Raw genomic sequence first — 19,795 nt, forward strand, 5'->3', positions numbered from 1 at the left:
AATTTTGTAGATATCTACCTGAGGTGGCCCCATGGAAATGATGATCGAAGACTTGATGGAAGAAGTAGTTGAACGGGGTGGTTCTGACCTTCACCTTTCAGCGGGTTTGCCACCCTATATTCGGGTTAGTGGTCATCTCACTCCGACTGAGCATCCACCTATGACACCTGAGCAGTGTCAGCGGTTAATCTTCAGTATGCTCAACAATACTCAGCGGAAGCACTTAGAGCAAAACTGGGAATTAGATTGCTCTTATGGGGTCAAGGGACTGGCTCGTTTTCGAGTCAATGTTTATAAAGATAGAGGCACTTATGCAGCTTGTTTAAGGGCTCTAAGTTCCAAAATTCCCAGTGCTGAGCTGCTTGGCTTACCAGATATTGTGATTGAACTTGCCCGTAAGCCCAGGGGCCTGATCTTGGTAACTGGTCCAACAGGGTCTGGTAAGTCAACGACCTTGGCTTCCATGATTAATGACATCAACCACACGAGAGCTGAACATATTCTGACGGTTGAAGATCCGATTGAATTTGTCTATGAGCCTATCAAGAGCTTGATCCATCAACGCCAGATTGGGGAAGACACTAAGAGTTTTGCTAATGCTCTCAGAGCTGCACTAAGGGAAGATCCTGATGTGATTTTGGTGGGTGAGCTGCGGGATTTAGAAACGATCTCCCTGGCTATCACAGCAGCTGAAACCGGTCACTTGGTCTTTGGTACTTTGCACACCAGTTCTGCGGCCCAGACTATCGACCGAATGGTAGATGTTTTTCCTCCAGAGCAGCAGCAGCAGGTACGGGTGCAGCTGTCTAACTCTTTGGCTGCTGTTTTGAGCCAGACATTGATCCCAAAAGCTAATCCCAAGCCTGGAGAATTTGGTCGAGTGATGGCTCAAGAGATCATGGTCGTTACCCCAGCTATTGCCAACTTGATTCGAGAAGGTAAAACAGCTCAGATTTATGGAGCTATTCAAACTGGCGCTAAGCTGGGTATGCAAACCTTAGAGATGGTCTTGGCTGATTTATATAAAGCTGGAACTATCAGTTTTGAGCAGGCCATAGGTAAGTCGTCCCGAGCCGATGAACTGCAGCGATTAATTAATGCAGGTGGTGCAGGCACTACAAATAGAGGTCAGGCACAACGAGGACGTCCGGCTACAGGTGTACGTCGCTAGTGAAGAGTTGTTATTGCTCAACAGTTCTTTGCTGGTCGCTATCGAGGGTTGCCTAAAACTTGGACAACCTGTATAAAGCCTTCAATGACTTCTAAGCATAAAAGATTGTAGAGGTAAAACCATGCCGACCTACGTTGCTACAGGGCGAGATACTACGGGCCGTACCCGGCGCGAGAAAGTTGTTGCGGCCACGCCGGGTGAAGCTCGGACGATGCTCAAGGAGCGTGGAGTTTACATTCAGAGCATCAAACAGGATCGAACACTGAACCTTAATTGGGAAGAAATCAGGACCTCTATGGTTTCGGTCTCAGTAAAAGATAAGGCAGTTTTTTCACGTCAGTTTGCGGCTTTGGTGAACGCAGGCGTTGGTCTGGTTCGAGGCATTGGCATTTTGGGTGAGCAGTGTCCTAACCCAAAATTAAAAAAGGCACTTTTAGAGATCAACGCGGATGTGCAACAGGGTAATAATCTGTCTGATTCCATGCGTAAACATCCATCAAGTTTTGACTTGTTGTATGTGAGTATGGTTCAAGCGGGTGAGGTTGGTGGTGTGTTGGACGAAGTCCTAAACCGTCTGGCTAAGCTTTTAGAAGATCTCAATCGCTTGCAGAACCAGATTAAATCTGCAATGGCCTATCCAGTAACAGTTGGTGTGCTTGCGGTCACCATCTTTATTGGTATGACGGTGTTTCTCTTGCCTATTTTCGAGAATATTTTTACCGAATTAGGGGCAGAGTTACCGGCTTTTACGCAATTCATGATTAGCATTAGCCGATTTCTGCGTAATCCGGTACTAGTTTTATTAACGATTGCTGTATTAATCGTGGCTGGTTTTGTATACCGCCAGTATTACAAAACCCGTGCTGGTCGAGAAACTATGGACCGGCTGTTTTTGAAGCTGCCACTCTTTGGTGATCTAGTTCAGAAGTCTGCCACTGCAAGATTTTGCCGCACGTTTGGTTCGCTCTCTCGCTCGGGTGTGCCGATTTTGACAGCTTTGGAAATTGTCCGAGATACGTCAGGTAACCAGGTAATTGCCAATGCAATTGAGGAGGCTCGCTCCGAAATTCAGACCGGGGGCATGATTAGTTTGGCTTTGCAAAGGCACCAGGTATTTCCAGTGATGGCGATCCAGATGATTAGCATTGGTGAGGAAACCGGTGAACTCGATCAAATGCTCATGAAGGTTGCAGACTTCTATGAAGATGAGGTTGAGCAGGCTGTGAAGGCTTTAACCAGCATCATGGAGCCGATTATGATCATTTTCCTGGGTGGTATGGTTGGTTCGATTCTGGTGGCAATGTACTTACCGATCTTTGCACTTCCTGGTGCTATTCAATAGGTGAGTAAAGGCTATCGATGATTTTGTGAGGATTGCTAAGCAAAATCAGCAGTTATCCGCATTCAGTTAACCTTCTGGTTGGATGCCTGGCGACGAAATATCGCCAGGCATTTTTTGCTCTGGTCACCACCCATAGCAGTTGAAGGGTTGGTTAGGACCATTTAGAACCTTAAAACGTTAATCCTTCAGTCATTTTTTCATTCCTCTGTGTGCATTCTTCCGTTTTTTGCCGTAGTGCCTACTGGAGAACTTCTTTGAGTTTGTGTTGGTTCCAAAGTTGCTGATATAGACCAGAGCGTGTTACCAAGCTGTCGTGGGAACCTGTTTGAACAATGCGGCCTTGTTCCATAACGATGATGCGATCGCAATTTGCTGCCGCTGACATCTGATGAGTAATAAAAAGAACCGTTTTACGCTGAGTACCGTGGGATAGGTTATCTAGAATCTGAGTTGCCGTTTGATTATCAACGCTGGATAAGGCATCGTCCAGTACCAAAATGGGCGCGTCAACCAGCAATGCGCGTCCCAAAGCCGTGCGTTGTCGTTGTCCTCCCGATAAGGTGATACCACGTTCACCCACGATAGTGTCATATTGATTCGGAAAGTTGAGAATTTCACCTTGAATCTGGGCCAGTTTCGCCGCTTGCTCAATTTCCGGCATCTCTGCCAGGGGCACTCCATACCGCAAATTATTTTTGACTTTAGTACTGAACAAAAAACTATCTTGAGGCACAAAAGCAATGGCTCTACGCAGATCCGGCAATGCCACCTGAGTCACATCGTGATCATCAATAAACAGCTGTTCCTCTGGGATTTCTAAAATTCGCGGTAACGCTTTAGCTAGGGTAGATTTTCCTGAGCCGATGGGGCCCACTAGAGCTACAGTCTCACCCGGTTCGATGGTAAATGAAATATCTTGAATAGCAGGTGTTGTTGTACCAGGATATTGATAAGTTAGCCCTTTTGCCTGCAATCGACCGGTTACCTCCACTACCGGCAGTGCCTCTGCTTCAGCAGCATTGGCTACCTTCGGCTGTGCGGCAAAAATTGCTTCAATCCGATCAACACTTACTTCACCCCGCTGATACGAGGTAATAGTGAATCCTAAAAGAGCCGTTGGGAAGACCAGATTATTGACATAGAGCAAGAGGGTAACAAAATTACCGACCGCTAGTGTCCCCGCTGCGATGTTGCGAGCACCGACGGCCAAAATAATGACTAGGCTCAGACTAGCCAAGCCTCCCAGTAGCGGAAACAGCGTATTTCGAGTGCGTGCCAGTAGGAGGTTTGCTTCCAGTACCGCATCATTACGCTGAGCAAAGGCTTGCTGCTCATTGGTTTCTTGAGCATAAATTTTGATCAAGCCGATGCCGCTCATATCCTCCTGAATCAACGTACTCAAGTCAGATAGAGATTGCTGGACATCTAGCTGCTCTTGCCGTAGACGATTACTAAAGGAGCCCACCAGCAGCAGCATGACTGGATAAATTGCCAGAGCTACCAGGGTCAACTGTACGCTGATGCGAAGCATGGCAGGCACAGTAAAGCTGTAGGCAAATAAAATATTGGCCAAACTGAGCACTGCAAACCCGAGGAGACGGCGAATATTATCCACATCACTGGTGGCTCGGTTAATCAGATCTCCAATCGTATTTTCTGCAAAATACGCTGGCTCTAAGGACAGCAAATGTTCAAAAATTCGCTGTTTGAGGTCAAATTCAACCTTGCGACCCACCCCAAATATCAACACCCGTGAGGCCATGCGGATAACCCACATAATCGTTGCCAGGGCCAAAATCAAAATCACGTAGCGTAGAATTGTCCCTTGGCTTAACGCGATTTTAAGTTGCTCAACCGCATCACCAATAAGTAAGGGAATCCAAACACTCAGAATATTGACCACCAGCAGAGTCACAATACCCAAGGTCAGATATTGACGGTGGGGTTGAAGATAGCTGGTTAGATACTTCAGCCTAGACTGTGCCATAAAAGTACTCGAAACGCGCCTGCAGCCTGAGCTGCTTCACTATCGTAGTACTCAATCACTCAGCCTGCCTGCCAAACTATCAGGCTTAGACCTCAATATTGGGGTCCCAGCCGAAGTCAAAGTCAGGTAGCCAGCCTCGCAAGAAGTAATAGGTAGATGTGAGCACTTCATCCCAGTAACGTGATGTGAGTTGGAGGGCATCGACGTTGGGAATAATGTCAGGTAGTCGAGAGAAGGTGTCATCGCCTGACCATCGATCCACTGAGTAAAAATCAGTTGGTTTGGCAATGACCTGCATATCCATATTTTCAAAGGTCAAGGCAGAGCGAGTCATGGTCATAGCTGGGGCGACCAACATAATCCTAGGATCGGTCGGTTCATCACGGTTATTCCTAGGGGGTAGCACTTGTTGATTGCGTAGAAATCGATCGACTCTCTCCGCTGTAGAATGCACGTTTAAGCCAGTGGATTCAAAGCTAATATTTTCGGCAGGCACGCCATTATTAATCAATACTGTTCTAATGTTTTGGCGTTTGGCCTGACTGGCCTCATTGGTGCCCCCTGGATCGGCGGTTACAATCACAAACGGATTGGCACCGGCCTGACGGGCTTCGGCATAAAGCTGAGACGCATAGATTAAGCGAGGCACCAGCGTAGAGTTGTAGGCCTGGTCGCTAGCGCTCTGAAATGCAACAGAAGCGGTGGTATCGCCAGCGTCATCGCCCAGGACAACAATCGCTCCCGTGAGATCTGTACGAGGACCTTCTAATCCTGCGGGACACACCTCGGCGCATAGCGCTGCCCGTTCGGCAAATGCCTGCTGCACTTCTAATTCTGAGCGGGCAACAATGTAGCGACTAAAAATCGGCAAACTTGTAATTACTAAGATGGCTAGAGCCGCTGCTACCTGCTGGCCTTTGACTTTTCCCACGCCGTCACTAATGGCTGACCCGAGCAGTAAAATTGTTGCGCCTAGCGGTGTCAGTGGCAGTGAGAGTAAGCGCCAAATGGTGCCAATGGTTTCATCATTGGGATCGGCAAATGAAGCTACGATCAGGGTTAAAACCACTACCCCACCAAACCAGGTCAGATACTTTTGCGGGATAATTTTGGTCAGGATATACCAAACCAAAAGTCCAATCGTGGCCCAAAGTAAAACACGGGTAAGCAGGACAAGCATGGGAACCTTTTAGAGAACAGGCGCGAGAGATTGTTCAAAAGTTAAGCACATTAGCTCATTTTCGGCTACCGGGTTAGGCCCTCAAGCCGGAACCAATATACCTGGATCTGTACGTAGATGTGCTCGAAACTGTAAAACATTTGGCAAACTATTTGATTTGCAGCTCATAGGAAACCTAAAAAACTTTGCGATCGCTCCGGCCAAATCAAAAGCGGGAGCCCTAGCTGGGCTCCCGCAGCGACGCTGAATATTCGTTATCTCACTGCTTGCATTGACTTTATCGCTATACCACTTTGAGGTTGGGGTATTGTGCAATAACCTCATCATTGGTCAGGGTTTCACCACTCGCCTGTGGTGTCCACAAAACTTCAACTGCCATCAGTGAATCACTAGGAATTGCACCAATTTGGTTGAGAGCTTGATTTAAATCTTGATCAGAATTGACCTTGGGGATAGTTAGTTTACCCTGGGTAGCTACAATCACCGTTGCAATGATGTACTGGCCAGATTGTAGGGAGCTATCTGCGTCGGGTAATGTCGCGCTGTTGTTCCCAGATAGCTGGTTATTCACATTGGAGACAGCTTCGTGGCTAAATTTGCTGCGCTCGGTTAGGGCTAAGCGATTAAATTCCACCTCGGCGGACGCTAGCTTGGTTTGAACGGTATCGGTATCTGCATAGGTCCAATATTCGGGGTGACGCAGCAGAGAAAGGGTGCTTTCTTGCAGCACTTTGGCCAATCCACTGGATGAGCTGGTGTCTGCGGAGGTGGCCAAACGGTTGAGATCATCCTGCAGGTGGCGTGCTTTAGCCAGTAGGCCGACCTGTAAACGAGCGACGGAAACCGTTGGATTTGGCGTGTAGGTTTCTCCCTCACCAATGCCTGTGGAGCGGAAACTGCGGACTAGGAAGGATGCGATCGCAAAAAACACCAGCAAGCTAAACAAGCCACCGCCACCAAACCCAAACAGCGGCATTATAAATGGAAACCCGAACCCAAAGCCGCCGCCAGGGTAGTAACCACCACCGGACGGTCCCCTGTAGCTGCGTGGTGACGAATATGTGCGGCTCGGTCTAGGGGCTCTAAAACTGCCACCACCGATACGTCCACCTGCGCGAGCAGCCAAAGCGCCATCAGCCTGAGAAAAGACCAGAACAAATGCTAGGACACAGACCAAAAATGGCTTTAACAAGGGCCGTAGCCGAGACGTAAGTTGGGTCAGTTTAAATCGACTCATGATGCAGAGTGTAGAAAGACGCTTAGATAGCTCACCAAAAATGTAGCTACCTTTACTCTAACGTCTTTAGTTAGGTCAGACAGTGGCTTCAGGTAGGGGGGATTACCGCCCCAACCCAACGGAGCAGGCTTTTTCCAACTTTGGCAAGTTTTAACACTGGTTAACGATTAACCGCCGCCCACAATCGTGACCACCTCTAATTGATCGTCTGTTTGCATCACCGTGGTTTCCCAAAATTGCCGATGCAAAATTTCACCGTTGTATTCCACCGCAACTAGGCGTGGGTCCATGTCTAACTGTTTTAGAAGTTGTGGCAACGTGGTACCCAGCGGGCAAGATTGCCGATTGCCATTAACCTGAAGGGAGATCAAGACGGAATCAGAGCTACTGTGCATGGGAAATTATAAAAACCTTATTCACCAAAATGCTGTTTGAACGCCTGGGTCGCCTGGGTCGGATCATCAGCCTGCATAATAGCCCGGACAATGGCGATGCCTGGAGCGCCTGCCTCTCGAACGGTGGCCACATTGCTAAGATCAATGCCTCCAATGGCAAACCAGGGCATTGGAGCATGGTCCACAGCATAGCGAATGTAGTCGTACCCTGCGGCTGCTTTGCCGGGTTTGGTAGGGGTGGCATACACTGGGCCAACGCCAATGTAGTCAGCACCTTCATCAATAGCGCGGGCCATTTCTGCTGGATTTGTCGTCGATCTGCCCACAATGGGCAACGGCCCTAAAATAGTGCGAGCCGCCGCCATTGGTAAATCTTGTTGTCCCAAATGCACTCCGTCTGCGCCGACTGCCGCTGCAATATCAACCCGGTCGTTAACAATAAACAAGGCGTTGTAGGCGTGGCAAAGCGCCTTTAACTTACTAGCCAGCTCTAAGCGCACCTCATCATCCGCGCTTTTTTCCCGATATTGAACAATATCAATGCCTCCCTTGAGCGCGGCTTCCACAGTTTCTAATAACCGCTCACTGGGGGAGGTGACCAAATAAGTCCGTGCCCTGGCCAATCGCTGTCGTAAGTCATGTCCCAGAAGTCTGCTTTCCAGGGTGTACAGCTTATAGCGCATCTGTTTTGCGCCGCTCGCCATTTCAGTCCCATAGAGCTTGCCATACTCTTCGAGTACGCGCAGGGCTTCCTGGACTCGACAGCAGTTGACCTGCACCACAGTGTCTAGGGTATCGCGCTGTTCTTCGTTGGGATGACTGAGAGCGGTGCCTGTGTCTCCAGGGGTGTCACGGCTTTGCCGCAGCTCATCGCTGTGCCAGCTCCCTAAGGTTTGCCGGAGATGTTTAATTTGTTCTGTGAGCACGGCATCATTAAGACCAAATCGGCACCATTCTTCAATAATCCGGAGACCTTCACGAGCCCGGTCTAGATTGGCGTCTAAAATGCGACAGAGTACTTTCTGAGACTGGGGTGTAGCAATCGACTCAGGGGGCATAGATAGCATAGACATGAGGGCAAAGCCTTCCTATCGTATCAGCTGTAAATTCAGGATCAGACCTTATGCTCACTATTTTGAGAGCGTGACATGAAAACCGACCCTGGAATTTAATAGAAATCTGTTGCCAGGGGTTGACAATTGTCCAAGCCCCTATCAAAATCTCAAAGCATAAAAACTTAGCCAGGTTTAAACAACCTAGCTAAGGCTAAATAACTTCAGCATTAACGACATCCTGCTTCACGCACCTACCGCAGATTTTGCAGCACTAACCACAGATTTAGGAAGGTGAGCAGAGCGTCATCGCAAGCAGCTCGGAGAAGAGTATTCTCCCGAGCAACTGTCTGGTGGATTTGACGATGAGCGCAACAAAAAAATATATGAAATCTGTGCAGGATACGCTGTTGCTGCTAGCCATGGCAGCCGTCATAACAACACTCCCGGCTAATGCCCAGGAACCTTCTAATAGCTCTCGTGACCAATATGCGCTGAGTCAGGGGGCTCAAAACTATCGTGTGCTGCATGTTGATGCAGCGGCAGGGCACGATCAGCAGGGAGTTGGCAGTGTGGAACAACCCTACAGGACGATTACGCAAGCATTACGGATGGCCCCCGCCACTAGTACAGTAATTTTGTTAGCACCGGGCCACTATAGCCAAGAATCGGGTGAACATTTTCCTTTGCGTTTGCGACCTGGACTCACAATTCAAGGGAATGCAGGTGAAACTCGTAACACGATCATTGCTGGCGGTGGAGAGTTTCAGGATAGTGGCACTGCCAACTATGCCACCATTGTGACGACCGATCGCTCTGGGTTGGCGAATGTCACGGTGTCTAACCCCAAGGGAAGTGGCGTGTGGATTACGGCGGGTTCACCTGTGTTGCGCAGGGTGGCACTCGTGTCTAACGCTGTTTCTGGAGTCCAGGTCTCCAATGGGGCTCCGGTGATTGAGAATAGCTACTTTCACCGTAACCACTATGGTTTGACCATTCAAGGAGATGGTCGTGCCATGGTGCGAGGTAACTATTTTGAAGCAACAGGCCGGGCTATTACTGTGGTGAGTCCAGCCACTCCAATCATTAATAACAATCGGATTGCTCGCAATGATGTGGGGATTGCCTTAAAGAATAATGCCCGTCCTCTCATAGAAGCGAATGTACTGGATGACAACCGACGTAATGGGGTGGTGGAAGTAGACACAGCTGTGGCAGTAGCGCCAGCAGCACCTGCTAACCCTACGGATGTCATTGCCGTTAAGGTTGCAGCCGGTACCTATGAGTCGAATCCTCCGGCAGCAGTGGCGGTTCAAGAGCGAGCGGCGGTACTGATCAGACCTGATGCTGAAACTGTTGAGCCTGAAGTCGCTGAGATGGAAACTGCTGTGGCTGTTATCCAGTCCGATACTGACTTGAATGCTGCTGCTGAGGCTGTGACTGTAACGACTACGCCGACGGCGATACTAGAAGAGATAACGGATGTGGATGAAGCGGTTTTGGATGAGGCGATCTCAGATGAGGCGATCTCGGATGAATCGATTAGTGCGATCGCACCTGACAGACAACAGTTAGCAGCGGCATCGGTGGCACCAGCTCCGGTAACAACTGACAGGACAGCTGAGACCATGGCTACCGATGATGCCATTCCTATAGCCATTGTTCCGGTAACGACACCCGATGAGAGTACCCCCCATAATTCACCCAGTCAGGAACGACGAGAAGGCGTTGCGAAACTTTTGGCTCGATTAAATAGTAGTCCTGTTCCTGACTCATCGCCGCCAACTGCAACCGTTGAATCCGCTCCTGATGTTGCTACTCCTGCTGCCCCCGCCGTTAGGGTGATCGACACTGGTGAGCGATTACCTGTACCATCGGTGGCGATTCCGAGTGGGCAGGGTTCCATGAGTCTGACTCCGCCAGGCACCACAGTAGCTCTAGCTGCCACATTTCGCTATCGTGTGCTGGTTGATATGGCAGATGCAGAGGCATTGCAGAGTTTGGTGCCTGATGCCTTTCGTACCCAGGTGGATGATCGCATATTTATGCAGGCGGGTGCCTATGTAGACGAAGCAGATGCTCAAGAGCGATTAGATTGGCTCCGAGAGCATGGCATTGATGGGCAGGTCAATTTGAGAAATTGAACGCTGACAGCCATTAAAAAATCACATCTAGCTCAAAATCCTGTAAATCTAAGGTATGAAGCGCACTCACGCCAGTTGGTTTGTCTTGCCATGTAGCAACCAATAGCTCATGGGAACTCCAGGCGGTCACCGCAGTCACTGCGGCTGGTCCCTGAATCCCACCAATTGTGGAGAAATCACGATCCAGCAACTGTATCCGTCCCTCCCTATTGCTAAAGAGATAGCCCAGGGGTAAGTCCAGCATAAAAGTAGGGCAAATATCTAAAATCAAGCGGGTCATACGCAGAGGCTTCAGGGTCAGAATAATCACTGTATGAGGCTCATTTACGTCGATCGCCAGCCACTGATGAGGCTGTTGCATGGGAGTTAACTGTCGTAGAGTAATACCCAAATCTAGGCATGTGAGGTACATGCCTTGTCGGTTCCATAGCAATAGCTGACTACCGGCTTGTTTAGAGCTAACTAAGATGGCGATATGACCGTCATCAAGTGCCAGCACTTGATTAATATCCAGGTCTGGTGGCAGTGGTCGACGGGCAGGCACCTGGTTTGACTGGCGCAGTTGCGTAATGGTCAGTTGTTTGGTGCTGGGGCTAACCGTAGCTACCCAACGATGGTGAGGTGCAACGGCGACCAGCGACGGTGTGGGCCAATGGCTTAGGGGCGTCAGAGCAGTGGGGGTAGAGCCACGCCAAAGCGTGTAGGGTGTACTCACTAGTAACCCGGTTTTGTGTGAATATATGCCCTGAATTGGACCATCTAAACTTTGCTCAGAAATAGTGAGGGATGGCGGCTGTAAGATGCTTAATTGAGGGCCACAGGCAATCAGGGTCTGGGAGTCTGCAGCGGTTCCGTTTGTCAGTGTGGCTGAATACTGCTTGAGGTGATGTACGGGGTGAGTCAAGCTGTAGGTGGGGAGACCCCGATAGGGATGGTAGATGATCGGCTCGGCTCTGTCCGGTAAGGTTAGCTCTGCACTCAGGGGATCGACCTGTTGCAAATCTGCTAACATTTCAGCCGCAGTTGGATATCGACGGGCTGGTAATTTCTCTAAAGCTTTATTGATGATTTGTCTTAGCGGTTTGCTGAGGTGATCGACTGTGGGTACGGGCTGGTTAAGGTGGGCTGATTGTAAGGCTGTAGGAGTGCCTGTAAACGGTCGTTGTCCTACCAAGAGTTCGAATAGCATGATGCCCACGGCATACACGTCTGCCGTGGGAGCATACTGACGATAAAAGCGTTCTGGAGCCATGTAGGCAGGAGAGCCTGTTTGACCTGACCCTTTATGGTTAGGCAGTTCTTGGACCAATCTGGCAATGCCAAAGTCAGAAATCTTGGCTCGCCAGCGGCTGCCACAGTAGCTGAGTAAAATATTTTCGGGTTTGATGTCGCAATGGATGACTCCTTGCTGGTGAGCGTGGGCTAACCCACGCAGGACATCTGATACCAGGGTGAGGATGTCAGCCAGGCTTAAAGGATTGAGCATGTGCGATCGCAAAGTTCCCCCCGCACAGTACTCCAATATTAACTGTCGACCATCCTCAGCATGTTCTAGTGCATGGCAAGCCACAATATTGGGATGGGAAAGACTTAATAAACAGTGCAGCTCTCGCAAAAACGCATGGGTAGATAAGCTATGGCGATGAACATATTTAATCGCCACCAGCTGTCCTGTTTTGCGATGAACTCCACAATACACACGCCCAAACTGACCGTTGCCAACCAGTCCTAACAGGCGATAGCTAGACCGCTGATGGATAATTTTCACATCACTGCATCCGTTGCGTTCGTTGACCCGCCAGCACGCCGCTATGCTCCCTGCGCTACCAGTAGATTCATGATCTCATTATGGGAAAGGCCCTGCTTTACACCGGTTTCTGCCAGAGTTAACCGCTCTTTAAGACCCAGGACAAAACAATTTTCTTCAGCTCCTAGGGATTCACATTCCGTTTGCACACAGTGCAGTGTTTGATCACTCAACGCACTAAAAAAGGCTTGTAATGCTCCCATCTCCAGAAAACCAACAGGTTGCTCTAACTTAGGTGCGTAGTAAATAAACGCCGATGACCGAATTTTAACAACTAAAAAACCTTGAGACTGATAGGTCTTATCCAGGCTAATCTGGCCCCAGCCGTGGGTGACCCAACATTGCTGCAGGGCTTGCATAAATTCAGCCATCGATAAGCTTAATATCGACCGATTGTGATAATCAGTCAGCTCTTCACAAAAGCGAGTATAAAAGTTTTTACCCCACCAGCGTCCGCAGTTGTATAGCACTAGCATGGCCGCCTGACCAGTTTCATTGTCCAACCCTGAATAAATCGCCCGAATGAGCGTACTCGGCAGTGCCAACAAGCGGTCACCCCGGCGATTTTCCAACAACCCCAGCTCTAGAGTGCCGTGCACGTATACATCACTAGCAAAATAGTTAGCCGTCAGGTTATTGTCTGCAAGTAAGTCGGCTACTAACACCATCTTGACGTATTTCCTAAAGGGCCTTCTACAAACATGACACCCGTTTGAGCAAATTCTATCATCGGAGAGTTTCCTCAAACAGAGCAGCGCGTCTACTCCTCAGCCTGTAACAGCTGCTGGGCAGCTTCTAGCGCGGGTTTAAGTAGGGCAAACTGTGAATCAGTCAGGAGCCTGGGTAGCTGTTGATTGAGGTAACGCTGCAGGATGGTATCAATGGCTTGGGTCTGGTAAACCGATACCATGGTTGGCAGCCATCCTTCTAACCGCCGCCGTCCTAGATTGACATCATCTGCCAGCATACCTAGGGCTGCGTAGCGTAAAATCAGAATCGTTTGTTTAATGCTTTGTTCTAGAGAACTTTGATTCTCCTTTAGCTCAGCTGGGAGTCGATCCACCAATTCTTGAAGCAGATTCACCTCCCACTCACGCAGCTGACGATAGGCTCGAACCCGATCCGCTAGGCTGCCAACATACCGACCAAGGTTACTCAATTCCTGAGCTGTAAGATAGCTTCTATCGGGTTGCAGCTCAATCTGCCGCAAAATGTGTTGGCTGGGAGTTGTCATGGTGATCAATGGGCAGTTTTTATCCAGAACCTGGGACAGACGACCGCCTGACCTAGAACAATGCCGACAGGTCCTCCAGGGTCAGGGTATCGTCTTCTATTGAGACGATATCGTCATCTCTAATGGGAGCCCAGTCATCAGCGGGTATAGATGCTGTTGTACCCTGCCAAGGAAATGTACCAAAAAATTGCCCAACTGTTTCATAGGGAGGGAGTATGGCGGCATCATCCAGATCTAGCAAGACGCTCCCATACCAATTGATTTGTTGAAAAAATTCGCCGACTGAGATCGTTTCTGCTGGTTGACTATCCAGCCTATACGGGGTTGGAAGGCTACCCATCATAATGAGTCTCCAGAACGCAGCCGGTTTTCGATATCACTGGCTGTTGCTCCTTCGTTCAGCCAAAATGCTGCTGCATCAATGCGATCCTTGGCTCCCAATAGAAACTTACAGTAGGTTTCGCCCATGGAATAACACTGAATCTCGATACAGCTCAGTTGCTTACGAACCATTTCGGTGAAAAAGCCTGCATAGAGGCCTGCATAGAGATAGCAGACGGGTTTACCAACATCTCCCAGGGTTCGCGCTACGGCTGAGTCAAATAGGTTGATAAACATAAACCCTTGGGTGCGGTCGGCCATGTCGATTTCCCAACGTCCCCAGCCTTGGGCTGTAAAAGGCCACCACCAGGTTTCTAACAAAAACATCAGGTTAGCTTGCTGTGGACTCACGTTATACTCACGTTCAAACCATTGGTCAAAAAATTGTGAGTCTTGCTTACCCCATTCCAATCCGATGGAATACATGACAGCGGCTGAGGCTGCTCCAACTTCTTCCTCTAATCCTTCTAACAGGCCGATGATAAAGTCTTCGCTGGTGAGGATGTTACGGCTGCCATTCCAGTCAGAAATAGTGCCTTCTGAACCATTGAACTGAAAGAAATCGGAAAACTTATAGTGGTTATGCTTTTGGGGGTATTGCTGATGCAGCTTGTGGGAATGAACCGACGGGGTGTCCATAAGACCTGATATACCTGGAGATACCTTCAGGGTAACGCTATTGACCTAGCAAAAGTCTGGCCTGGGCCAAAATTGGGCAAAATAACTCAGCCTCTTGTGGTGTCAGGTATTGACGGATGATTTCCTGCATCGCTTTGTAGGTGATGTCGCAACTTTGTTGGGCTTTGAAGGAGCGCATGATGGATTGAAACCAGAGTAGAAAGCTCTCTTCTAGGCCCACTTCATCTGCCACCAGCAGAGCATGGGCGCAGTAGCGTAATACTCTAACGGTGTCTCGCTGCCATTTTGCACTGAGGTCTACTTTGCCGCGTCGCAGTAATTGGGGGTCAGTTGCTTTTAGCTTTTTTTTGACTTGCTGGATAATGTCTGGTTCAGCTTTTTGAATTTTTTGATAGGCACTAAACCTCAGCCGGGCTGTTTGCAAATAGTTTTGCAAAAACATGAGTTCTGTATCAGTGGCATAGCGACCATCGACTTCACGGACGAGGGTTTGAAGCTGACTAAACATAGGGGCAAGGCAGTGGGCGGTAGTTTGAATGGGAAGAGATGGTGCTGGCAATGTCTGTACATTGGAATAAGGCTATTAATAGCGGGGAATGGAGTTATCTACAAGTCGGGCGTAGGCGTCGATGCCGCCGGATAGGTTTTTGGTACGCTCAAAGCCCTGGCGTTGGAGCCATTGGCACATCTGGGCAGACCGCATGCCGTGGTGGCACATAACGATGGTTTCGAGACTGGGGTCAAGGTGATTAAAGATTTGCTCGGACCAGTCAGGATATTGGCTTAGGGGTAGATGAATAAAGTTAGGTAGATGCGAGATCGCAACCTCCTCTGGCTCCCGCACGTCCACGAGCTGTAGCTCACCATCTGTTAGTCGTTGGGCAAACTCGGGCGCTGATATTTCTTCGATACCTGCCATTTCGTACATTGATCTGCTCCGATAGGATCACCACTTATTTGATTAGGGTAGCGTTTGCGATCGCTAATTAGACGAAATATAAAGCAACTCTGCTTAAAAGTAGAAGCAACCCATCGATTGCCGTTTGTCAAACAGAGCAGAGGCGTTGTAGCTTCCCTCGTGCTATTACTTGAGCATGAGCAATCGATCCTTGCAGGTATATGAATCAGACCAACGACTAGCAGTCCCGTGATTCCTTTGCCCGATTCTGCAAGGCCATCAAATCAGCTTTTATACAACACCCTATCCAAAAAACATATCGAAGAGTTTATCTCGCAAGAGAATATGTCAAGACTGGTAGAAAACTGCTTAATGAGCGTGAGTTAAGAGAACTATTGGCAGCCTATAATCTTCAAATTGTTAAAGTCAATCCCTTGAGTGTTGCTGAACAAGCAAAGCTATTTAGAGTACTTCTCAAATGGGGGTTAACCTTGCTGTTCAGGTCTTTGCGCTAGAAAATAGCCCAACACCACACCGCTGAGGCTGCAGACTAAATCTAGTGCATCTAAGGTGCGATAGGGTGAGAGCCCTTGCACAATCTCTTCTGCTGTCATTGCCAGTCCAAACAATACTGGAAAAATAGGCAAATATCGAACACCTCTGAAGTGTTGTCGATGCAAAACTCGATGGCCTAGATAGCTGGCTAGGGCGTAGAGCACTACGTGCCCAATTTTGTCATAGTAGGGGATTTTTCCGAGCAAACTGAGCGGTAAGTTATTGGTGTAGGCCGCCCATAGAATTAATAAGAATAGTCCACCATAGCCTAGTGCTAGTAAAACAACATGGCGCTGATTAGACTGGTCAAGTTTAGAAGATGTTTTCATAAAATAGAAATAAGCGGCTGATAGACGATTCTCAATACCGCGATCTACAGTGGGCTGCATCTTGATATCGGATACATCAATCACATTTGATATGGGTCATGGGCAAGCAATTTAGGCATCGAGTTGGACTATGGCTAGGCTTACTGACGTTGGCAGCCGGTCTGTTTGTGTTTTATGAGCTATCTTCCAAAGCCCAATCGTCGCAGCTTAGGGTGGATGGTGAGCAACTGCGATCGCACCTCCAAACCCTGGCCAACGAACGGCACACTAACACCGCCTTAGCCTGCACCCGCACCTACTTAACCCAACAACTCCAAAGCTACGGTTACGAGCCCATCAGTCAAGCATTTGGGGTTGGCGACAGTGCAGGTATTAACCTGAGCGTTGTCCGTCCGGGCATGCAAACCCCTGAGCAAAAAATTCTAGTCGGCGCACACTATGACTCAGTGGCCGGTTCCCCTGGTGCAGACGACAATGCTAGTGCTGTGGCCACGGTCTTAGAGATAGCCCGGCTGTTTGCCGACTACCCGACCGATAAAACCCTGCAGGTCGTCTTGTTTGACCAGGAAGAGCTACAACCAGCGGGTGCCGGACTGTTGGGTAGTAATGCGTTTGTCAACGATGCCGCCAACCTGAATGGCTTAACCGGTGCAGTCATTTTAGAAATGCTAGGCTATGCCTGTTATGAAGCCGGTTGTCAAACCTATCCACCTGGACTAGGAGATGAAGGTTTGCCCAATCAAGGAGACTTTATTGGGGTGATTGGCGATGCCGAGCATCCAGACTTGTTGGCTGTCTTTTCTACCGAGGCTGAGAATACTGCTGACACCCAGATACCAACAGCGATCAAAGCAGTGACGCTACCAGTGCCCATTGGGGTTTTGCCGCTGATGCCCGATCTCTTTCGCAGTGACCATGTCCCTTTCTGGCTCAATGCTATTGGAGCCGTGATGGTGACTGATACTGCCAATTTTCGCAATCCAAATTATCACAGGGACAGTGATACGGTTGAGACTTTGGATTTAACGTTTTTAGAACAGACTGCTAACTACGTGGTTGAGCGTCTATCAGGGCTGTTGGCAAATAGCTAAATGCGAGTTTGGAAATCTAACTACTCTTTCTAGGTGAAAAAGATTGTGAAGTTGGTTCTCCTTCGGCTTTGACAGACTGAGGTAAAAACGATGGCAATGCGGGTTCTGATTTGTCGAGTTTGACGCCAGGAGTCATGTCTTCAACGGCTGCATCATTTAACTCTCCGCTGAGCAAATCATTGTCTAAGTCATCAGTGACGGAGTCTTCTCCATACATCGTGATGGCTTGTGAGGATGCTGCTTGAGGTGAATTCTGTTCCTTGGGTGTGACCACATAGGAAACCTCAGGTGTTGCTTGGGGGGCGGTTTCTAGGAGGGCAGCTGTTTCTTCTTCTGCAGAAATATCGTTTCTGGCTGGGGGCAACAATAGGAGCCGTTTTCTGAACTTTGCTACGGGAGCCATCATTTCGGCAATGCGTTCTTCTAGCCAGATGAGCCCGGCCCCAAGGGCTTCGGCCAGGGTGCTAATCAAGCGGTAAAGGGCAACGCCGCTGATGACTAACCCACTGGGCAGTTGATTCCCCAAGATTGCGATCGCAACCGCCTCAAATACACCCACACCACCGGGAGCCCCAGGCACCACCAGCCCTAGCAACCAGGCAATACTAAACGCCCCCATAATTGGCAAAATCTGATTTGGCTGTAGCGTTTGGAGGGCCGCAATCGTAATCACAAACCCAATGCCGCGTAGGATCACAAACCCAAGCTCTCCCAACAGTGACGACCAAGGATACCGCTTGAGCCGTAACGTGCTGATAATCACCGTCAGTCCTTGGGACTTAGCTTTGGCTTTGCCGAGCTTTTGCAGGATGGGATTCAGAAAACGTGGGTGAATCGCCACTAGCATCGCCACTAGCGCTGCTGTGGACACAATTAACAGCCGCCAGTCATTAACCGCAGTTACGCTAAAGCTAATGGCAGCTAACCCCAGAGCGGCAGCAGCCATCAGCACGGGTTCTAACACAACACCGAGGATAGCAGCGCCCGTCGATGAGCCCGATGTCTGTAGCTCCCGTACCCGTCCATAGAAATGCCAGACATTGCCTGGTAGATACTTAGCAATGTTGGTTTTGAGATAGATCATGGTGGTCCATCGACCATCGCGGGGCTGGCCAATGGATTTTAAAATCAGATGCCATACCCACCCCGACCAAATGTGGGCGATCAGCGTAATTCCTAAAGCAACTGTCAGCAGCGCTAAAGTAGCGCCGGTAATTTCCAGAGTTCTGACCTCTTGCCAATGATCCTTTAAGGTCTTAGCAAGAAAGAATAGAATGCCACCAAATAAAAACCAGCGAAGGATGCGATTAACCATGGGTGGTAGGAGCCCGCACATAAAATGGCGGTGTAAAACACTTGGGCAATGGTAACGAGTATTAAACCGCGTTCACATTTAAAACTCTAGGGTCATAACCTAGACTTTTAATTTGGACGGGCATTTTGGATACAGGTTTAGCACACAGTGTTGACACATTACCGATTAGATTGTCTTTTGGGGCAGATAGCCTGTCATAATTCGGCCACAGCACCGATATTGGTTATGGTAGGTCCGGCTGACTGGATCGGCGAGAGTGACGATTGAGTCAATGCCGATACCATTGCGTCCTTGATCTTTGCCAGAGCTATGGATATAGCTTCCTGCTCCCAGGGATAGGGCAACGTGGTTGGTACGCTCTGGGGTACCAAAGAAGAGCAGATCCCCAGCTAGCAGGTCATGTTTGTCAATTGTGGTTGTAAAGGCTTCTTGTTGGTAAGAGTCGCGGGGTAGGGGGACTCCTACTGATGCAAAGGCGGCTTGTACTAGCCCGGAGCAGTCATAGTTAGGAGCCACAGTGCCACCCCAAAGATATTTATTGGGAACTGCCATAGCGGCCTGGGTAAAGGCGATCGCATCTGGAATCACTTGCTCAATATCATGCCGAGTCATAGTAGGCGGCTGGTACGACGTAGTGGCAGGTGTCAGGGCGTCAATATCGTCTAACCTGAGCCAGCCGGGATAGTCGTCAGCGCACAGAATGACATGAATGCCTGTGGATTCAATGGCTGTGATTCTCAGCTGGCGTCCGGTGGCGGCCTGGGTAACCAGACTGGGTTCAGTTGGGGTTTTGTAGAGGTTGAGGTTGCGATCGCATCGATACTCAGCCTCAGGAGCCAGCTGCCAGCGATTCTTCAAATCCATTAACTGAACCAAATTCATCCTCCTTTTCCGTGTTCCGAACCCTTAGCATTCAAAGTGCAGACAGCGCCATACTGCAATTAAATATCTGCAACCCGAATGTAACGCTCTTGACGTTCCTATGTAACGAATGACCCATTACGTCAGACAATAAAAAAACATTTTGTCGCATTAGCT

General features: G+C 49.1%; 19 protein-coding genes and 1 pseudogene. 5 read left to right on the plus strand and 15 right to left on the minus strand.

The genetic code is table 11. The annotated features are described in order from the left end of the window. Positions 1-31: 31 nt before the first annotated feature. Positions 32-1,171 carry a type IV pilus twitching motility protein PilT gene (locus N836_RS53270; protein ID WP_023073016.1) on the plus strand — a complete coding sequence of 380 codons (1,140 nt, stop codon included), beginning with the start codon at positions 32-34 and terminating at the stop codon, positions 1,169-1,171. Positions 1,172-1,292: 121 nt separating this feature from the next. Beyond that, positions 1,293-2,513 (plus strand): type II secretion system F family protein, encoded by a 1,221-nt coding sequence (locus N836_RS53275; RefSeq protein ID WP_023073017.1) that lies wholly within the window; start codon positions 1,293-1,295, stop codon positions 2,511-2,513. A gap of 238 nt (positions 2,514-2,751) precedes the next feature. Here N836_RS53275 and N836_RS53280 read toward each other — a convergent pair whose 3' ends face one another. The 5 genes from N836_RS53280 to N836_RS53300 form a co-directional block, all read right to left on the minus strand. Next, a complete protein-coding gene (locus tag N836_RS53280) occupies positions 2,752-4,500 on the minus strand; it encodes an ABC transporter ATP-binding protein (RefSeq protein ID WP_023073018.1) in 1,749 nt (582 codons plus the stop codon). Between the two features lie 85 nt (positions 4,501-4,585). Beyond that, on the minus strand, positions 4,586-5,680 hold the full coding sequence (locus N836_RS53285; protein ID WP_023073019.1) for a YdcF family protein: 1,095 nt from the start codon (positions 5,678-5,680) through the stop codon (positions 4,586-4,588). A gap of 283 nt (positions 5,681-5,963) precedes the next feature. After that, positions 5,964-6,917 (minus strand): DUF1517 domain-containing protein, encoded by a 954-nt coding sequence (locus N836_RS53290; protein WP_023073020.1) that lies wholly within the window; start codon positions 6,915-6,917, stop codon positions 5,964-5,966. A 167-nt stretch (positions 6,918-7,084) separates the two neighbouring features. Next, positions 7,085-7,312, minus strand: a complete 228-nt coding sequence (thiS, locus tag N836_RS53295; RefSeq protein ID WP_023073021.1) for a sulfur carrier protein ThiS — start codon at positions 7,310-7,312, stop codon at positions 7,085-7,087. A gap of 17 nt (positions 7,313-7,329) precedes the next feature. Beyond that, positions 7,330-8,385 (minus strand): thiamine phosphate synthase, encoded by a 1,056-nt coding sequence (locus tag N836_RS53300; RefSeq protein WP_051394580.1) that lies wholly within the window; start codon positions 8,383-8,385, stop codon positions 7,330-7,332. A 344-nt stretch (positions 8,386-8,729) separates the two neighbouring features. On the opposite strand from N836_RS53300, the gene N836_RS53305 reads away from it, so the two are divergent. Then, positions 8,730-10,508 (plus strand): DUF1565 domain-containing protein, encoded by a 1,779-nt coding sequence (locus N836_RS53305; RefSeq protein ID WP_081716863.1) that lies wholly within the window; start codon positions 8,730-8,732, stop codon positions 10,506-10,508. Between the two features lie 13 nt (positions 10,509-10,521). Here N836_RS53305 and N836_RS73350 read toward each other — a convergent pair whose 3' ends face one another. From N836_RS73350 to N836_RS53340, 7 genes are all read right to left on the minus strand, one after another. Then, positions 10,522-12,276 carry a serine/threonine-protein kinase gene (locus tag N836_RS73350; RefSeq protein ID WP_023073024.1) on the minus strand — a complete coding sequence of 585 codons (1,755 nt, stop codon included), beginning with the start codon at positions 12,274-12,276 and terminating at the stop codon, positions 10,522-10,524. A gap of 41 nt (positions 12,277-12,317) precedes the next feature. Then, positions 12,318-12,983, minus strand: coding sequence for a V4R domain-containing protein (locus tag N836_RS53315; protein ID WP_023073025.1), 666 nt, complete (start codon positions 12,981-12,983; stop codon positions 12,318-12,320). A 92-nt stretch (positions 12,984-13,075) separates the two neighbouring features. Continuing rightward, on the minus strand, positions 13,076-13,549 hold the full coding sequence (locus N836_RS53320; RefSeq protein ID WP_023073026.1) for a phycobilisome protein: 474 nt from the start codon (positions 13,547-13,549) through the stop codon (positions 13,076-13,078). A gap of 52 nt (positions 13,550-13,601) precedes the next feature. Then, positions 13,602-13,892 carry a hypothetical protein gene (locus N836_RS53325; RefSeq protein WP_023073027.1) on the minus strand — a complete coding sequence of 97 codons (291 nt, stop codon included), beginning with the start codon at positions 13,890-13,892 and terminating at the stop codon, positions 13,602-13,604. Further along, positions 13,889-14,569: a V4R domain-containing protein gene (locus N836_RS53330; protein ID WP_023073028.1), complete on the minus strand. Its 681-nt coding sequence runs from the start codon at positions 14,567-14,569 to the stop codon at positions 13,889-13,891. The genes N836_RS53325 and N836_RS53330 overlap by 4 nt, the downstream gene beginning before the upstream one ends. 37 nt (positions 14,570-14,606) lie before the next feature. Beyond that, positions 14,607-15,077, minus strand: coding sequence for a phycobilisome protein (locus N836_RS53335; RefSeq protein WP_023073029.1), 471 nt, complete (start codon positions 15,075-15,077; stop codon positions 14,607-14,609). A gap of 75 nt (positions 15,078-15,152) precedes the next feature. Then, positions 15,153-15,497 (minus strand): rhodanese-like domain-containing protein, encoded by a 345-nt coding sequence (locus N836_RS53340; RefSeq protein ID WP_023073030.1) that lies wholly within the window; start codon positions 15,495-15,497, stop codon positions 15,153-15,155. 245 nt (positions 15,498-15,742) lie between these two features. On the opposite strand from N836_RS53340, the pseudogene N836_RS78200 reads away from it, so the two are divergent. Beyond that, positions 15,743-15,982 (plus strand): annotated as a pseudogene (locus N836_RS78200) (glycosyltransferase 61 family protein); the annotation flags it as partial. Here the strand turns inward: N836_RS78200 and N836_RS53345 are convergent. Beyond that, complete coding sequence (locus tag N836_RS53345; RefSeq protein ID WP_235071097.1) at positions 15,953-16,435, minus strand: hypothetical protein; 483 nt, start codon at positions 16,433-16,435, stop codon at positions 15,953-15,955. The pseudogene N836_RS78200 and the gene N836_RS53345 sit on opposite strands and share 30 nt — an antisense overlap. A 14-nt stretch (positions 16,436-16,449) precedes the next feature. Here N836_RS53345 and N836_RS53350 point away from each other — a divergent pair, with 14 nt between their 5' ends. Continuing rightward, on the plus strand, positions 16,450-17,442 hold the full coding sequence (locus N836_RS53350) for a M28 family peptidase (RefSeq protein WP_023073032.1): 993 nt from the start codon (positions 16,450-16,452) through the stop codon (positions 17,440-17,442). Positions 17,443-17,458: 16 nt separating this feature from the next. Here the strand turns inward: N836_RS53350 and N836_RS0138135 are convergent, their stop codons facing one another. Next, entirely contained in the window at positions 17,459-18,757 is a 1,299-nt protein-coding gene (locus N836_RS0138135; protein ID WP_023073033.1) for a lysylphosphatidylglycerol synthase transmembrane domain-containing protein, read from the minus strand. A gap of 165 nt (positions 18,758-18,922) precedes the next feature. Next, positions 18,923-19,639: a C40 family peptidase gene (locus N836_RS53355; RefSeq protein WP_023073034.1), complete on the minus strand. Its 717-nt coding sequence runs from the start codon at positions 19,637-19,639 to the stop codon at positions 18,923-18,925. Between the last annotated feature and the right edge of the window lie 156 nt (positions 19,640-19,795).

The sequence above is a fragment of the Leptolyngbya sp. Heron Island J genome, assembly GCF_000482245.1.
In the GTDB taxonomy this organism is placed as follows: Bacteria; Cyanobacteriota; Cyanobacteriia; order Phormidesmidales; family Phormidesmidaceae; genus Leptothoe.

What these genes read in the sequence shown, in the direction of transcription:
- N836_RS53270 (WP_023073016.1), top strand. Translation starts at nt 32, where the DNA reads ATGGAAATGATGATCGAAGACTTGATGGAAGAAGTAGTTGAACGGGGT.
- N836_RS53275 (WP_023073017.1), top strand. Translation starts at nt 1,293, where the DNA reads ATGCCGACCTACGTTGCTACAGGGCGAGATACTACGGGCCGTACCCGG.
- N836_RS53280 (WP_023073018.1), bottom strand. Translation starts at nt 4,500, where the DNA reads ATGGCACAGTCTAGGCTGAAGTATCTAACCAGCTATCTTCAACCCCAC.
- N836_RS53285 (WP_023073019.1), bottom strand. Translation starts at nt 5,680, where the DNA reads ATGCTTGTCCTGCTTACCCGTGTTTTACTTTGGGCCACGATTGGACTT.
- N836_RS53290 (WP_023073020.1), bottom strand. Translation starts at nt 6,917, where the DNA reads ATGAGTCGATTTAAACTGACCCAACTTACGTCTCGGCTACGGCCCTTG.
- thiS (WP_023073021.1), bottom strand. Translation starts at nt 7,312, where the DNA reads ATGCACAGTAGCTCTGATTCCGTCTTGATCTCCCTTCAGGTTAATGGC.
- N836_RS53300 (WP_051394580.1), bottom strand. Translation starts at nt 8,385, where the DNA reads ATGTCTATGCTATCTATGCCCCCTGAGTCGATTGCTACACCCCAGTCT.
- N836_RS53305 (WP_081716863.1), top strand. Translation starts at nt 8,730, where the DNA reads ATGAGCGCAACAAAAAAATATATGAAATCTGTGCAGGATACGCTGTTG.
- N836_RS53315 (WP_023073025.1), bottom strand. Translation starts at nt 12,983, where the DNA reads ATGGTGTTAGTAGCCGACTTACTTGCAGACAATAACCTGACGGCTAAC.
- N836_RS53320 (WP_023073026.1), bottom strand. Translation starts at nt 13,549, where the DNA reads ATGACAACTCCCAGCCAACACATTTTGCGGCAGATTGAGCTGCAACCC.
- N836_RS53325 (WP_023073027.1), bottom strand. Translation starts at nt 13,892, where the DNA reads ATGATGGGTAGCCTTCCAACCCCGTATAGGCTGGATAGTCAACCAGCA.
- N836_RS53330 (WP_023073028.1), bottom strand. Translation starts at nt 14,569, where the DNA reads ATGGACACCCCGTCGGTTCATTCCCACAAGCTGCATCAGCAATACCCC.
- N836_RS53335 (WP_023073029.1), bottom strand. Translation starts at nt 15,077, where the DNA reads ATGTTTAGTCAGCTTCAAACCCTCGTCCGTGAAGTCGATGGTCGCTAT.
- N836_RS53340 (WP_023073030.1), bottom strand. Translation starts at nt 15,497, where the DNA reads ATGTACGAAATGGCAGGTATCGAAGAAATATCAGCGCCCGAGTTTGCC.
- N836_RS53350 (WP_023073032.1), top strand. Translation starts at nt 16,450, where the DNA reads ATGGGCAAGCAATTTAGGCATCGAGTTGGACTATGGCTAGGCTTACTG.
- N836_RS0138135 (WP_023073033.1), bottom strand. Translation starts at nt 18,757, where the DNA reads ATGGTTAATCGCATCCTTCGCTGGTTTTTATTTGGTGGCATTCTATTC.
- N836_RS53355 (WP_023073034.1), bottom strand. Translation starts at nt 19,639, where the DNA reads ATGAATTTGGTTCAGTTAATGGATTTGAAGAATCGCTGGCAGCTGGCT.